The sequence below is a fragment of the Planctomycetaceae bacterium genome (genome assembly GCA_041398825.1).
Taxonomy (GTDB): domain Bacteria; phylum Planctomycetota; class Planctomycetia; order Planctomycetales; family Planctomycetaceae; genus F1-80-MAGs062.
Map to the genome: position 1 here is coordinate 182,081 of JAWKTX010000008.1, position 14,898 is coordinate 196,978.

Here is a 14,898-nt window from a genome sequence, read left to right on the forward strand (position 1 = left end):
TTCCAGTGGTTCCTGGTTGGACAGCGCCAGGTTTGTGGATGATGGTACTTGCAAGTCAGTGGTTATCAACAACTTGCCTCCATCGGCTGGTCACCCGGGGCGTCTGCGAGGGATTCTGCAGAAGTCGTTCCCTCGCTGACGCTTCGGGTGACCATCGGCGTAAACCTGGGGCTGTCCAGTTGGAATTTCACGCCATCACCTCTGTGACTGAAGCAGTTTCATGACAGATCCACGCCCCAACCAGCCCTCGCCGCAACCAGGTCCTGCCGATCTCAATTCCGGTGACATGCCGACGATTCTGGCGTCCAATGGTGATACTCAGGCCGATTTCGAGGCCGCACTGGCTTCTGTGAAGTCGCTTCCCAATGACACGGAAATGGTGAAACAGTGTCAGGATCTGACGAATCGGCTGCGCAACATTGACGAGGTTCGTCGGCTGGCTGCGCAGTTGCCGGATGGTAGTGAAACCACGTCGGACGTTCCGGAGAAGCTTGGTCAGTTCGAGCTGCTGGAATGCCTGGGCAGTGGCGGTATGGGGCGTGTCTATAAGGCTCGTCATCAGCGACTGAACAAAATTCAGGCGATTAAGTTGCTGCACATCCATCGTGCCGGTGATCCGGAAGCCGTCAGCCGATTCCAGCAGGAAATGAGGGCCATCGGGCAGATGCAGCACCCGAATATCGTGTCTGCACAACATGCTGATGAAGCCGACGGAGTTCCCTATCTGGTGATGGATTTTGTCGAAGGCCGGTCGCTTTCTCACCTGACCAGAGAATACAGAGAGCAGGGTCGGAATATTCCCGTGGGCATGGCCTGCGAGATCGTTCGGCAGGCTGCCATCGGACTACAGTATGCTCATGAAAAGGGCGTGATCCACCGTGATATCAAGCCTGGAAATATCATGCTGGACGTTCACGGAGTTGTCCGTGTGCTCGACCTGGGCCTGGCTCGAATCTCTCCACAGAATGAAGACGATCGCAACCACGAATCACTGACCTCAGACTTTCAGGTCCTGGGAACGCCGGACTACATGGCACCGGAGCAGCTGCGGAGCAGCAGAAATGTTGATGCTCGCTGCGATATCTACGCGTTGGGAGCAACGTTGTTCTATCTGCTGACGGGACAAGTGTGTTTTCCGGCTGACAAAGACACTCCGCTGATGGATAAGGCCGTTCGGATCCTGTCAGATCCGCCGCCGGATGTGTCAGCGCTTCGGTCAGATCTGCCTGCCGAACTGGCCGACCTTGTGAATCGCTGTCTCGCAAAAGATCCAGCAGGTCGACCGGAGTCCGCGGGGAAACTGGCAGAAACGCTGGGCAACTGGGCAAGTCGAACAGCGATTCAACTGTCATCGGAAGGCAGCACAACAGAATTCGACAGTCGGACTTTGGCCAACCGGGCCACGGCCGGTGCCGGCGATCATTCGATGCATCGCAGGCTGATGATTGCGGCCGGTCTGCTTCTGCCAATTCTGTTTTTTGCCGGGGTAATTTACCGACTGAAGTTGCCGGACGGTGGCGAACTGGTGGTGGAGCTGACGGACCCGTCCGCAAACCTGACAGTGATTGCGGTCAAAGGTGACGAAACCAAGGAACTGGAATTTGCTCAGGAAGAATCTTCAACATTTCGACTGACGAAGGGGCCCTGGTCACTGCGGCTTTCCGGGCTGGATGCTGATCGATTTGAACTGACCGAAAGCTCGGTCACAATTCTGGACGGGCAGCAGAAACTCGTTTCCATCAAAGTGCGAAATCCTTCGGAAGACGCGGTTGCTCTGAAAGACCCCCCTGTGGAGCCAGCTTTGCCGGAACCTTCGCAGGGCCCGGGAGAACCTGCTGCGGCCATAGAACATCCTTCCGCAGAAACATCAGCAGCCGCAATCGACTGGACACCTCAGGACGCGTCAACTGATCTGTCAGGCATTGTCCTTCAACCGGCCAAACTCAGCCCCCACTTCCAGGTTGGCACTCACCTGCTTTGCAGCCCTGTCGGGATCAACGATCACTGGAATCACCTGCGCCACCATTTTGATGTGGACGTGACGGGCAAACGATGGCTGTATTTAACCGGCAAGGAAGTTCTGCTGCGGGATATCGCAACAAATGAAACCCTTGCAATGGCAGTTGGTGGAACCAGCGTGCACTGGGTGAGTACCGCCTTCTCGCCTGATGGTTCGCTGTTCGCCGTGCTGGATGCCAACATCAACAAATCAAGAGGGTTGGAAATTCGCGATAAAACCGGGCGACTGATCTCTCAGTGGCAGTATTCGGAGCCATTCCACGAGCTTCCTGAGTGGCGTCCCTGCCAGGTTCAGTGGATGTCCAACAATCAGCAGATCCTGCTCTGGAACCATGGCGCGGCGATTGTTTTTGATCTGCAGGGGAACGTGGTACATAAGGTTCTGTTCGCAAACAGCGCGTTCAACGCGCCACCCGAATGGCACGGTCTGAATTTTCCTGCCCCTGCTTCTCCTCCCGGAACCTGGACCGTCAGTGTCCATCCGGATGGTGGCGAGGTGACCTTCGTGCTGGGAGTCGGCAGAATTGTTCGCTGGAATCTGACGGACAATCAGTTGTCCGAGATTGATCAGTTCAAGCCATCATCGCACGAGGACTATGGAGGACTGAAATGGAGTCCGCAGGGAGACAAATTACTCGTTTGGTGTGGTGCACAGGAAGGTACGGAGGAACCGACGGCTCGCATTTATTCGCGAACCGGAGAGCTTCTGCATTCTGAACCTCGCATCCACTGGGGGCTGGCAGACTGGTCACCGGACGGGCTGTCCATCGTGACTGACAGCGGAGCGATACTTGACGACAAACTGCAGTTCGTGAAACAACTGCCTGTGACTGATCAGGAAGGCGAAATCTATCCTCATGCGTCTCGCATTCCGTACTGGAAAGCTCCCCTGGAAGTCGTCTTCACCTACGCTCATAACGGGCGGATTGATCATTCCGGAATGATTCGCCGATTCCGGCTGTCCGGTTCGGAACTGGAGACACGGCAGTCCGTTCAGCCGCTCAACGTTCGAGCTGCATCGCACACTTACGATGGAAAGCCGAGTTCCGTTCACACAATCGGTGACGGACAAGTGGAGTTATTTTGCTGGGATGGGGCAGGCCGTCGGGCGAACAGTGTGTTGAAAACTCCTATGTATATCAATGCCACCGGAATCAGCTGGTCCCGGACGGAACCTGTCATCGCAGTTCAGGATCACTTCTGCCAGAGGATTGTCGATTATTCAAACGGAGAGAATAACGTCTGGGATTATGACAACGCCATAGAAGATCGACTCGCGCCAACCTTCAGCCCGGATGGCCAATCGGTGGCTTACGCTGATGTCCGATCCGACAGGTTCGTAATCCAATCCCGGGAAGGTCAGATCCTTCATGAATTCGAAGGAGGAGAATACCACTCATTTCCCCACTGGAGCCCCGACGGTCGCTGGATCGTGTGGAAGAGCCTTAAAGGCGAAAACGTCAGGCTGAATATCGTGGACCTGTCAGCAGCTTCTCCAGTCCCTGTCACGATTCCACTCACACTGCATTTTCTGTTTGCCGTCACCATCAGTCCGGACAGCCGCTTTGTTGCCTACATCGACCATACCGACAACGAAAGACGCGCAGAGCGATTGCATGTCTATGAACTTGCAACGGGCCAGCAAAATCATTCAGAAATCACCTGGAATCGTCATTTCGGTTTTGCTCCTGTCTGGTCTCAGGATTCCAGCCAAATCTACGCCGGACAATTGTTCTCTGTGGGGCAGAACAGCGAACTGAAACTTGTCAGCGATCTGAATCGAGCGTCCTATGTTCAGTTTGCAGAATTTACGTCTGCTGGCAGGATCCTGCTGGGCGGTGCTGAGTTCACGAAAGGCGACCCATTCGCTTTCCACCTGCTGGAGGCGACCGGTGCTGAGTTAGCGACCAAAGTCATCTCCACCCGCATCAATCCCCTGTTGCAGCCTCCGTGCGCAAGAATTCGCCGACATGAAGATCACGCGATCGTGATCGCTCAACACGACATGCTGGGCCTCGGACATTCGTTGGCAATGCTGAACGTGGAAACTGGTGAATTCCAATGGAATGGAATTGCCTTCAGTGACGGACAGACACTGGCGTTGACGCCCGGCGGTGACATCCTTCATGGTCCCGAAAACATCGACAGATACATTGTTCAATCCATCCGTTACCCCGGAGGTCGAACGGTACCGGCCACGCGCAAACAATTGCTGGAGCGACTTTCAGAAACCGACCAGCAGGCCGCGGTTCGCTGGGCCACCGATCATGGCGCTCGGATGGTTACGGAAGACGGTGCTGAATCCGACCCGGAAGGAACCTCCCAGCCTGCCTCAACAGCACTGCCGAAGGCAGCGTCCATTTCTGAACTGGATTTCTCAGGGTCGAAAGAACTAGTGCAGGAAGAATTGGCTCATCTGGCAGCATTTGAGAACCTCAGCGTCCTGGACCTTTCGTCCACGAATCTGCCGGAATTGCCTCCTCTGGATACTCTCAAACATCTGACGGATCTGAATCTGAGCCATTCCTCGGTCACCTCGATTGCCGGAGTTCGGGAGTGTGTTTCTTTGCTTGCACTGAATCTGAGCCACACACCGATTGATCCTGTCGCTGTCGAATCCATCAGAGAACTCAAGAATCTGACACGACTCAACCTGAATCACACCAGGATCGACCGCTTTGCACTTGCTGAACTCGCCAGCTTACACAGTCTGAAAGAACTGCATCTTGAAGGAGTCGAAGTGCCGACCGAAAACATCAACCAGCTGAAGATGGCACTGCCCGACTGTCGGATTATCGTCGCTGAAAATCCTCCTCGCCCGTGAAGGGCTGTTGGTCGGATGTTCTGCCGCCGAAATCAGCTTGGTGAAACGGGACCAGCTCGAGCAGGAATCCTTAAACACGACGCTTTCCAGTCGAGCTGTCTGCCTGTTCCGGCTTTTCAATGGACAGCTACTCAGTTTGTCCAGCTGATGTTGCCTGAGTTGCAAACGCTTACCGGACGGTGGGCCAATAACGGACCGTTGCGAGACGGCAAGCAAGCGTCTACGAGGGCGCATCCGAGTACCCACTGTGCGTAGTCTGGCCGGGCCGGATTGCGGCCGGTTCGGAACACGGATCGGCGATGATGTCGATGGATATTCTGGCCAACGTTATTTCAGCGGCTGGTTTGTCTGTCCCGGATGATCTCGATGGCCGTAGTTTTCTTCCGGCACTTCAGGGCAAGACCAGCCACCGCCGCGCAGTGAGTGGCTGTTTACTCGACGCGAAGGCGGGATTCGATACGGAGGCAAGACGATTGAAGCCATCCGCGAAGGCGAGTGGAAACTGCTTCAGAATTCCCCGTTTGAACCACTGGAACTCTACAACCTGTCGGCGGGTCCCCGGAACAAAACAATCTGGCAGACAAAAAACCGAGGCATCGTCAACCAGCTCAATGCGAAACTGCGTCTCCATCTCCAACGCGGCGCTGTGCCAAAAGTAACCACCAGCCAGGTAGTTACGAATCACTGATGATAAGGAACGACGTTCATGAACACTGTGTTTGTCTGGGAACGCTGTTCGTGTCGCTGTGATTCAGGAATGACAACTGGTCTGAAAGGGTTCGACTGGGGTTTGGGGCTGAATGTTCGAACAGGTGATTTGTCCTTTGTGGGAAATCAGGCACCGAAGTTTCTCGAGTGGCGGGGGTATTGAGAAACATCGTGCCGAACGGGCATAGTTGTTGGAGCCAACGGTTTCAACTGTCGGAATGTCGGTTGCCCATCTTTTGCAAGAAACAATCGGTTGAGAACCTATTCTCGCCCGCTCGTCATCATTTGCCCGAGTGCCTGTAAGGCTATCGCTTCGGCAGAAAGCCTGAATGCGTCGACTGGTGAAAGACGACTGGCTGCTGAGATCTCGGGCGTGAGTCCTTCAATTCTGCCGCGATGTTTGCGAACTGTTCCAGGGCCGTTTGCAGGTCGTCGACGATTTCCTGGGCGAGGATATCGGGGTCGGGCAGGTTGTCGGATTCTTCCGGTGGTTTCGTCACGCAGCCAGAAGATGTCCAGGTTGGCTTTGTCTCGATTCAGCAGCTCGTCGTATTCGTTAGCAACGCCAGCGACCTTCGGGAGTTTCTTCCGTCTAGGTGGCCTTGCGGCGATTGGGACTTTGGGTTGTAGCATCTGGATGAACTCAACCAGCGTCAGCTCGTTTTAGCGGGTTGGCTTTCAGAATGGGCCGGTTTCCACCGGCCACCGGAAACCAAAGAATTGCAATCAAGCGGCACGAACCGGCCGTACTTGATAATCCGCACCGACATCGGCTCGTCCAGTATCTTTGTGAAGGTGATCGGTATCACATGAAGTACCGGAAGTCGTATGGGCGGGGCGACAGCGAAGGCAGTCGTTTCACAATCCGAGCGAGCGACGACGCGTATTCGATTGTGACCGGGAGCCTGTCATACAGGCTGTCGTTGAAACCAGTTCCATTCCTTGGTCAGGCTCAAGGAGTTCTGCTGTCAACTTGCCCAACCCGAGTGCCCAGAAAACCGGGTCAGCAGCAGCGGATTGGGGATACCTTTTTGGGCAGCGTAAAAATTGTCACCCGTCACTGACGGTACGATTCCCTGAGTCCAGAAAAAGCCGCTTCCGTTCCGCTCAAAGGTAGGCACGAGCCGCGATGGACCGGATAGCCTGCAAATGTCATGCTTGCCCGCCACACGAATTCCCCGCCACGGAGTGTCTTGCTGAACCTCGATCAGATCGACGGCCAGGGATCTCCATGCATCAAGGCAGCCGTCGATCTCTTCGTAACGAAACGGTGTCGTCTTGTAGACCACGACTCGCTTCGGTGACCGGCCATCGTGCCGCTTCTGGTACATGACGCGGCCTGGCGACATCAGTCGCCGCATCTCGTCTCTCGTCAAGAATGGGTTCTTGCCGTATTCGCGTGAACTCCCTCCGATTCGTAGACCAGGAACTGCAGACCACAGCCATCTGCGTCAAAGACCTGACTGCAGCAGTTGACGAACCGCGGCCGCAGTATCAGAAGCCCGGATCGCGTAACCGAGCCCAATGTACGCCGTACCTGGTCTCCCCAGCGATCCTCCACGGAATTCCACCAGCCTGCAGTACGTTGCCAGGCCAAGTCGCCATGACGCTGCGCGACATTTGTATTTGAGAACACGATCTTCTCGCAGAATCTGGAAGTGGAATTGCGGCGGCGGCACACTCAGCCTTGGAGAAACGTGAAGGTCGAAGTCCTCGCCCAGAGGTCCACGAAATCCTGCCGACCAGCGTTCTGGCAGAAAGAGGTAGAGGACATCGAACCGGCTGGATGTCCGCCGCAGGGCATTCAGCGCCCGACACGCCGATCCGCCAATTCGCGATGCGGTGTCGAACTTGTTGTGATGCCATCTGTGGCTGCGGGCAGCTCTCACGACTAATGCCCTCGGCTTCGACGGCTCGAACACGGAAAGCGGTGGAGAATCCAGATACTCCACCAAATACTGTTGGCGTTCTTGTGGATGATGCGTCCGGTTCAATTCACCAATGATGCCGGTAAACCACGTTCTGCAGCCAGGTGGAATATCGCTACGCGGATTGGGTCCATCATTGAACTGACGAGTGAACCACTGAGTGGACCAAATCGTCGCAGCCCTTTTAGCGGATGGCGATCACGGTCTTCCTCTCTCTCCGGATGAAAACCCAACCACGGCTCGTCTTGCCAGCCATGCGCTGGAAACGCTGGCACCCGCTCATCCTTGATGCCTCCGCGAGAACCCGGTTGTGGCGTTGATCGTGAAGCTGGCATCAATTCCTTGCGTTAGGCCAAAGGTCGATACGGTCCACTTTGTCCACCTGAAAGAACATTGATCCACGCATCCAGTAACTCGTTCCATCTCTTGTTGTAGCGAGTCGCCAATCGCTCACGCACGAACTCCTTGCGACGTTGCCGTTCATCCGCAGGCGTTTCGTCCGTCACAGTTGAGCCCAACACGGTTGGCTCAAGCAACAACCACAAAATGATCGTTTGCATGTTCGACTCGGACGCAGATCGCTTCAGCCCGTGAAAGTGTGGTTTGGGGAATCTTTCCAAAGACCCGCTTCGTGATGTCGACGAGTGGTTTCAGCCGGGCCCTTTTTCACGCTGTCCTCTCTGACGATCAAGAAATGCTGTCGTCCTCGCACGGCCCGAAGTGGAAGTGTCCTCGCAATCGCCCGGACAATCGAGTCATAGAGCAAAACCACGCTGGGCACCAGGGCGGTTCAGTTGCTCCATCGTCAGACTGTGAATGTCAAACAATCGATGTCGAACGGAGCAAAGACTTGACGGAGTTCCTCATCTGTACCAAAGGCCAAGACACCGGAATTCGACCGAACCGCCAACGAGGTCGCATTCGCATTGTCAACGCTTCACGGACTTCCTCGTCCCACCGATCGTGCAATCAATGAGTCTGCACGCTGCCGGGAAGGGAGGTGATTCGCAGTCCATTGGTCCGAACGACTGAAAGCCGCCTTCAGGTCGGGACAGACAAGTTTGTCGCCAAATGAGTCCGCCCTCGGCAGCACCAGTTTTCGGGATTCATCGTCGATCTTGACATCAATGGTGATCAGGTCGGCCATCAGCTCGTCGAAGTTTTCAATCTCAACGACTGCCGCTTGAATCTTCTTCGCATGCGCTTCCTTTAACAGCGACGCAACCTGGGAAGTACCTTCTGATCCACGTCGATTCAGCCAGAATAGGCCGCGTGGGAAACCCTTCCCGTCGGCAAGTGCATCCGCCAGCCGCGGACATGACAGATGGATCGCGCCCACTGTAACCGGCGACGACCAGTCCATTTGTGAGACTGCTTGTGGAAAGTATTTGCCTCAACTGAGCGTCTTGTGAAGCAAGTTCCGGCTTGATGTTCTTCAATCGGTCTGACCGGAAATCTCCATGCAGCTTGATTAGACTGCCACCGTCCCTCCGTGAGCTGAAACTGCAACCTGCGGTTGTCGAGATTCGTAGATGTGAGCGACCGTGTGGTGCGAAATGCGGTTGCACATGCATCCTGGCAGGTGATCGAAGTTTGTTGTCCAGACGATCTATGCTCGGCCACACCGGGGATATTGCAGCCAGCAGAGTTGCCCGAAAGACTCCCTTCCTTGTGCGATTGCAGATTCGATATACGCGCGACGGTCAGCTTCGCTTGGCCAGGCCTTCTGGAAGTAGACTTCGTATTCGCGAGGATCGTCTGCCGGGGGATACGCGTCTGGACCTTTGCTGTCGAAGAAATCCCCGGATGCGACGGCGAAGCCGGTCGTCAGACAGGCTCGCGCAGCGTGTCCGAGATATTTGTTGCTCAGAGCAATAGATCAGCCGCTTGAACTCCCAGATCATGTCCCACGCGGTCGGGATTCCGGGCGCCTGCAGATGCCTGTTTCCAAGGGAAATCCACATGAGATGTGGGCGCGCATGGGGTGGCTAGCCAGCCTCAGAAACTCGGCGAGACTGAGATGTGGGACTGAAACGGAGTCCATTCAATCTCCTTCGTGTAGCAATGCGATTTACAGTCAAAATATCAGAGTGCCGCCCTCACCTAGCGGTGCCCACTCTACGGTGAGGTCTAAGTCACTACAATCCACGGTCTGGATCATAGGGCAGTTTCTAACGTTCTACCCTCCAAGTGGAAAACGTCCGGCTGCGGCAGGGTTGCGAGCGCCTGTATGGCTTGGACGCAGAAGATCACTAACACGGTGAAGGTCTTGCCGGAACCGGTGGCCATTTGCACGAGGGCTCGCGGGTTGTTGTCGGACAGCGACTTTTCCAGATTGGTGATGGCTCGAACCTGGACGTCCCACAGGCCGGTGGTGTCGAGTTCGGGCATGTCGCGAAGGTTAGCGCGGAGTTGACTTTCCTGCCGGACAAGTCGCCGCAGTTCTCCCGGCCGATGAAACGAAAACACCTCGCGGCTTCGGGCGTTGGGTTCCAGCGTGTTGGTGAACCGAGTGTCCGCGCCCGTGGATTCCCAGGCAAACGGTAGCGGCAGGCAATAATGAGGCACCGTCTTTGGCAGGCCGCTGGTGTATTTGGCTGACTGGATTTCCACGCCCGTCAGGCTGTGCCCTTCCGGCTTAGCTTCGATCACGCCCGATGCCTTGCCGTCAAGACACAGCAGATAATCGGCGAACCCTGTCTTGAGCGGGAATTCTCGAACGGCCACGCCAGGGCCGGCCGTGATGTTCATGTCACGGCATTGGGCAAGCAGGTTGTCAATATTCTGTCGAGCAAGTTGTTCGGGAAACATGTGGCAACTAAGGGCAAATGTACGATCGTGTGCCTGGGTAGCGCGAGTCGGAACACCACGGAGGATACCTTTCCGGAGGCGTTGTGTCGCTCATGAAGAGTCGTTCAGTCCAGTAAATCGGCATGCGGCATCGACGGTGTTCGGCTCATTGTATTTCTCCTGCGAGCCTGCGGGTGGTTTTTGCCTTGGCGTTTGTATCCAGCGAGTTAGTTGGCTTCCCGGGTTTGGCGGCGGGTGGTGAGAGTGCGCTCGAGCAACTCGGTGGCGGGATTGGCGGCTCGCCAGTCAGCGTCAAGCAAATCGCATTGCTCATGGCAACTCGCCATGAACGTGGTGCATTTAAAAAGATGCGAAGGCTTCGCACCTTCAGCCAAACTGCGCTGGGAGTTGCAAGGCTGGTTCATCGAAACGGCGATTCGGTTTTCAACCGTACAACCGCTCTGATAGCCAGATCCAACCGTGGCTAAAGCCGAAGCGGCTAATGGGAGATCAAATAGGTGCTCGATGGTCGGACTCATTGCAATCCTTCCGTGAGATCGACTAAGTCCTGAGGAATGACGTCGTATCGAGCCAGAACACGTCGCTGCTCGGCATCCAAGTGCGGTGCGATGGCGACATGTTCGACTTGCCAGTCCTGATACTCGCGAAACGCCTCCAGAAACCTTGTCACGTGACCTTTGAAATTGTTGATGTCGGCGATCAGCTTGCCAGGGGAACGCTTGCAGGAACCAAATCGTAAACGTCGATCAGTCTCGTTCACGGCGACAAGATCGATCTCGGTATCGTTTTTGTCCCAGTATCCAAGGATACGATTGGTAAGAGGAAAGTCTCCAATGCCTTTCCGACTGCGTTCTTCGTACAACTGCCCGGCGAGTTTTTCGAGCCCTTTGCCTTCAACGACTTGCAATCGGTCAACTGCTTCGGCAATCAATTGTGATTGCGGGCGAAATTCACGAGCGGCAACTGAAGGTGCGATCGCGGCCAGCCACGATTCCAAAAAGTTATCGCTCAAGTAGTAGCGTCGACGTCGAGCAGTGGGCTTGGCAAAAATTGGTAGCCTGGATTCGATCAGGCGGTAACGGTCACTGAGTGTCTGCAGGTAGCCGCCGATCTGATTCGTTGAGTCGCCACTGGCCTCTCGCATGGCGTTGATCAGGTCGCCGTGACTGCTGCCGGGATGTCGAGCAACAAATTTCAAAACGGTATCGTAGCGTCCGCGTAATTCGCGAAGAAACCAGTTATCGGCTTCGGTTCGCAGTGGTGATGAACTGCCAAAGAAGATCTTCTGCAAGACGTCGGCTGGCGATTTGTCGATCACGCCTTGCTCCCAACAATCACGATAAAACTTGGGGACGCCTTCAAACAATGTCCACAAACTCAATAAGCGTTCTGGTGCCGCATCGGTGTGGTCGCGCAAAACGGACATGATTGAACCGATGTCCCAGTGAATCAAGTCAAGCACATCGGTCACGCGGTTGTACAACGGCGCGTCGCGGTTATCCAGAAGCGCCGTCATCTTTGTGTGAATGGAACCCAAAACGATCAGGCCACCGGCTTGCCGATTGGGTTGGGCAGACAAGCGATCCACTGCCGCCTGAAGATACGATGTGAAATCGGCCAAAGGTGAGCGGATGAAGGACTGAAACTCGTCCAGGATGACGATCGTTCCGGCTGTAATCAACGCTTCAATGGTCGCTGCCATTTCGCTCAGTGAACGTGGGTAGGGAAACTGCTCCGGTGAGATGCCGAATGTCGCGAGCGCGTCGACGAAAGTGGAAAGAACTCCGGCGTCACCTGAATCCGGAATCTGGACGTAGACAAGGGCAGTCGAACCGTGAGCTGCGATCGCCTGTTGAACGAGAGTGGTCTTACCAATGCGTCGTCGCCCAGTGATCTTGGCGAAAAACCAGCGATTGCGACGCAGTATGGCGGTGAGGTCATCCAGCTCAGTTGTTCGTCCGTAAAATCGCCAGTCTGCCATCGTTTTCTCGTGCGAACTAAGCTAAAACACCGTTACTCTAATAAGATAAGCCAGTTTTATCTTACCGATTATTTTGCTGCAAGTGTTTGACACTAAAAGGTTTCTGACGACATTAGTCCTGCATTATGCTGCCAGCCTCGCGTTCAATTCTTCCAAAATCGAGGTCAGCGAATCGCCGAACAACTCATACGCTCGGCCTAAGCCGCCGAGCTGATTGAAGGGGATGTCTGAAAAATCTTCGCTGTCGATGGCCAAGCTGCTGGCGATGTGGTCTTTGATGGCGTCGAGCCACTGTGTCTGCTCAGCGGTAAAGCTGACTCCGGCAGTCTGCTGGTCGGCCAGCCATTGCTGATAACGCTCCTGCACCATCGTGCTGATCGGCACCAGCGGCGAGTCCGGCTGCAGGACGTGACGCACAATGGCGATCAGATCGACCAGTTGTTTGCCTCCCTTGCCTTTGACTTTGTCAGGCTCAGTCTGTTCGAACGCGTCCCACAACTCTTGAGCATCCGCATTCAATGGCGGACGCTTGATGGCCTGCAACAAGTCTTTGACCTGTGAATATCGCAGGCCAGCTCGATGAGGACGAGAATACAAAATCTGCAAAGCTTCGATTTCATCCTTGTGCGTTTCAATGAACCCACGAAACCCTTTCACCAACTGGCGGGCTCGGTGATCGGCTCGATCGGTGAAACCCGCGTTCAGCAGCACGTCCTGGGTGACTTCGTCACACTGGCGAAACCGTTGATGGCATATTTCACGGAGTTGTCCCGTAGTTTCAATGCGGTGAACTTCGCACCCTTCCGGCGGACTGAGGACACATCGTCGTGCAAAGTGACGTAAGCGGTCAGGTAACCTCCTGCAGATCCCGCTGTTACGCCGATCCGATCAGGATCGATGTTCTAATTCTTTGCGTGATGTCGGACGAACTGCACGGCTCCTCCGAAATCAAGCTGCGGCAATGCACAGCATGGATTTATCCGTGACAAGAAGATTCCGGGTCGCTATACAATTCAGGCAGATTGCCGGCGGTTATTGAATGGCCTGAATGCATTTCTCTGGTCCCGGTCGCTGTTGTCTGAGTTTCTGAGCACTCACCCGGGGAGCGAGATGGCAACTGATGATACTGAAGATCAACTGCCGCATTGCATTTTCATGACTCTGTCGACCGAGTCTTTAGCGTCTAAAGTCAATCAATTGTTCCTGAACCACGGTTGGTCGTCACGGATGTGTTCCTGGACGGAATATGAAGTTCGTTCCGACTTTGCAGAACTGGTGATTGCATCTGAGCGTCCTGTGCTGATCAGCGGTGGTGTCGATCGCCAGTTGGAATCCGTCAATCGCATCGTTGAGATCCTGCAGAGCTCCGGTCTCCAATGCAGTTTTGATGTCTACGACGAACACCAGAATTGTGTTCGTTCCCAGCAATAGACACTTGAAGTACAACACCCTCAATTGATCCAGACAATGTGGTTTCAGTTCGGCGTCATACCCGTTCAGCAACCACCTGAACATTTGCTGAGACAAGGCCAGTCCCGTCAATTGAATCCCGTCCGTGAATTCGGAGAAACCTATGAATTCCTTCCGGCTGTATTTCGTCGCTGCCCTGGCACTCCTGATGTATGTGAACGGCGCCATTTACGCGCAGGTCGTCACGTCTGATATTCGGTATTGCGAAGGTCATCATCCGCGACATGTCCTGGACATCTACCGGGCAGAGAAACCGACCCGGACACCGGGTCCTGTCATGTTTTGGATCCACGGCGGAGGTTGGCAGGCGGGAGACAAAACGGATGTCGGTTTGAAGCCGAAGGTTCTGACAGAACGAGGCTTCGTGTTTGTTTCCATCAACTACCGCCTGCTGCCAGAAGTACCAATGGAGGACCTCATCAGCGATGTTGCCAAAGCGTTTGGATGGGTTCACAGGAATATCGAAACCTACGGTGGCGATCCCGATCGAATAATTGTTGGTGGCCATTCCGCGGGTGCGCAACTCGCCGCAATCCTCTGTACGGATCAACGCTACCTCGCGTCGGAAGGTGTTGGCATGGAAGTGCTCAGGGGCTGTGTACCGGTCGATGGAGACACATACGACATCCCCAAGATCATACTTACCGCCGAACATCGACAGGCCATCTACGGCGGAAAGATGTTTACCTTCGGACATCGGCAAAAGTTCGGTAACGACCCCGAAAAGCATGTGCAGTTTTCGGCGGTGACGCATGTGGCTCCAAACAAAGGTATTCCTCCGTTTCTGCTTCTGTATTTCTCGGGCAACCCGGATACGCGCGCTCAAGCCGACCGTTTGGCATCTGTGCTGAACGAAGCTGGTATCCAGGGGCGAACATTTGGTAAGGGGGACACGAACCACAGCCAGCTGAACAACGATTTGGGAAAACCCGACGATCCCGCAACAACCCAGTTCCTGTCTTTTCTGGATCATCACGCATCGAGGTAAATCATGCGATGACGCAAGCGACACAAAACGAAAGCCTGCCCCGGAACCCGGGATTCAAGCGGAAAGGCTCTTTCGATAGGACAGTGTCTCAAAAAGGGCTCTTATGTACGCAGAGGCCCTGTTGAGTACGTTGCATCTCACAGTGCAGGACTGTAGCGAGCCAGGGGTT

At 54.9% G+C, this 14,898-nt stretch carries 14 protein-coding genes; 3 read left to right on the forward strand and 11 right to left on the reverse strand.

Translation table 11 applies throughout. The features are described 5' to 3' along the window. Window positions 1–220: 220 nt before the first annotated feature. Window positions 221–4,843, forward strand: a complete 4,623-nt coding sequence (locus tag R3C20_15705; protein ID MEZ6041947.1) for a protein kinase — start codon at window positions 221–223, stop codon at window positions 4,841–4,843. 391 nt (window positions 4,844–5,234) lie between these two features. On the opposite strand, the gene R3C20_15710 is transcribed toward R3C20_15705, so the two are convergent. The 11 genes from R3C20_15710 to R3C20_15760 form a co-directional block, all read right to left on the reverse strand. Further along, a complete protein-coding gene (locus R3C20_15710; GenBank protein ID MEZ6041948.1) occupies window positions 5,235–5,528 on the reverse strand; it encodes a hypothetical protein in 294 nt (97 codons plus the stop codon). A 328-nt stretch (window positions 5,529–5,856) separates the two neighbouring features. Further along, on the reverse strand, window positions 5,857–6,051 hold the full coding sequence (locus R3C20_15715; protein ID MEZ6041949.1) for a hypothetical protein: 195 nt from the start codon (window positions 6,049–6,051) through the stop codon (window positions 5,857–5,859). Window positions 6,052–6,519: 468 nt separating this feature from the next. Next, window positions 6,520–6,912, reverse strand: coding sequence for a hypothetical protein (locus R3C20_15720; protein ID MEZ6041950.1), 393 nt, complete (start codon window positions 6,910–6,912; stop codon window positions 6,520–6,522). 90 nt (window positions 6,913–7,002) lie between these two features. Then, the gene (locus tag R3C20_15725; protein ID MEZ6041951.1) at window positions 7,003–7,440 is read right to left on the reverse strand and encodes a hypothetical protein; all 438 of its coding nucleotides are present in this window, start codon (window positions 7,438–7,440) and stop codon (window positions 7,003–7,005) included. 101 nt (window positions 7,441–7,541) lie between these two features. Then, the gene (locus R3C20_15730; GenBank protein MEZ6041952.1) at window positions 7,542–7,814 is read right to left on the reverse strand and encodes a hypothetical protein; all 273 of its coding nucleotides are present in this window, start codon (window positions 7,812–7,814) and stop codon (window positions 7,542–7,544) included. A 12-nt stretch (window positions 7,815–7,826) separates the two neighbouring features. Continuing rightward, a complete protein-coding gene (locus R3C20_15735; GenBank protein MEZ6041953.1) occupies window positions 7,827–8,039 on the reverse strand; it encodes a hypothetical protein in 213 nt (70 codons plus the stop codon). 377 nt (window positions 8,040–8,416) lie between these two features. After that, window positions 8,417–8,842, reverse strand: coding sequence for a hypothetical protein (locus R3C20_15740; protein MEZ6041954.1), 426 nt, complete (start codon window positions 8,840–8,842; stop codon window positions 8,417–8,419). A gap of 794 nt (window positions 8,843–9,636) precedes the next feature. Beyond that, window positions 9,637–10,290 (reverse strand): DEAD/DEAH box helicase family protein, encoded by a 654-nt coding sequence (locus tag R3C20_15745; GenBank protein MEZ6041955.1) that lies wholly within the window; start codon window positions 10,288–10,290, stop codon window positions 9,637–9,639. Between the two features lie 206 nt (window positions 10,291–10,496). After that, the gene (locus tag R3C20_15750; GenBank protein ID MEZ6041956.1) at window positions 10,497–10,808 is read right to left on the reverse strand and encodes a hypothetical protein; all 312 of its coding nucleotides are present in this window, start codon (window positions 10,806–10,808) and stop codon (window positions 10,497–10,499) included. Next, entirely contained in the window at window positions 10,805–12,271 is a 1,467-nt protein-coding gene (locus R3C20_15755; protein MEZ6041957.1) for a DUF234 domain-containing protein, read from the reverse strand. Before R3C20_15755 ends, R3C20_15750 begins: the two co-directional genes overlap by 4 nt. Window positions 12,272–12,394: 123 nt before the next feature. Further along, the gene (locus tag R3C20_15760) at window positions 12,395–12,982 is read right to left on the reverse strand and encodes a type I restriction-modification enzyme R subunit C-terminal domain-containing protein (protein ID MEZ6041958.1); all 588 of its coding nucleotides are present in this window, start codon (window positions 12,980–12,982) and stop codon (window positions 12,395–12,397) included. Window positions 12,983–13,381: 399 nt separating this feature from the next. On the opposite strand from R3C20_15760, the gene R3C20_15765 reads away from it, so the two are divergent. After that, window positions 13,382–13,702 carry a hypothetical protein gene (locus R3C20_15765; protein MEZ6041959.1) on the forward strand — a complete coding sequence of 107 codons (321 nt, stop codon included), beginning with the start codon at window positions 13,382–13,384 and terminating at the stop codon, window positions 13,700–13,702. A gap of 142 nt (window positions 13,703–13,844) precedes the next feature. Then, complete coding sequence (locus tag R3C20_15770; protein MEZ6041960.1) at window positions 13,845–14,729, forward strand: alpha/beta hydrolase; 885 nt, start codon at window positions 13,845–13,847, stop codon at window positions 14,727–14,729. Window positions 14,730–14,898: the final 169 nt, after the last annotated feature.

Bases quoted from the DNA above. Each gene is read 5' to 3' on its own strand.
- R3C20_15735 (MEZ6041953.1), bottom strand. From the start codon at position 8,039: ATGCAAACGATCATTTTGTGGTTGTTGCTTGAGCCAACCGTGTTGGGC.
- R3C20_15730 (MEZ6041952.1), bottom strand. From the start codon at position 7,814: ATGCCAGCTTCACGATCAACGCCACAACCGGGTTCTCGCGGAGGCATC.
- R3C20_15750 (MEZ6041956.1), bottom strand. From the start codon at position 10,808: ATGAGTCCGACCATCGAGCACCTATTTGATCTCCCATTAGCCGCTTCG.
- R3C20_15770 (MEZ6041960.1), top strand. From the start codon at position 13,845: ATGAATTCCTTCCGGCTGTATTTCGTCGCTGCCCTGGCACTCCTGATG.
- R3C20_15720 (MEZ6041950.1), bottom strand. From the start codon at position 6,912: ATGCGGCGACTGATGTCGCCAGGCCGCGTCATGTACCAGAAGCGGCAC.
- R3C20_15765 (MEZ6041959.1), top strand. From the start codon at position 13,382: ATGGCAACTGATGATACTGAAGATCAACTGCCGCATTGCATTTTCATG.
- R3C20_15745 (MEZ6041955.1), bottom strand. From the start codon at position 10,290: ATGTTTCCCGAACAACTTGCTCGACAGAATATTGACAACCTGCTTGCC.
- R3C20_15740 (MEZ6041954.1), bottom strand. From the start codon at position 8,842: ATGGACTGGTCGTCGCCGGTTACAGTGGGCGCGATCCATCTGTCATGT.
- R3C20_15755 (MEZ6041957.1), bottom strand. From the start codon at position 12,271: ATGGCAGACTGGCGATTTTACGGACGAACAACTGAGCTGGATGACCTC.
- R3C20_15705 (MEZ6041947.1), top strand. From the start codon at position 221: ATGACAGATCCACGCCCCAACCAGCCCTCGCCGCAACCAGGTCCTGCC.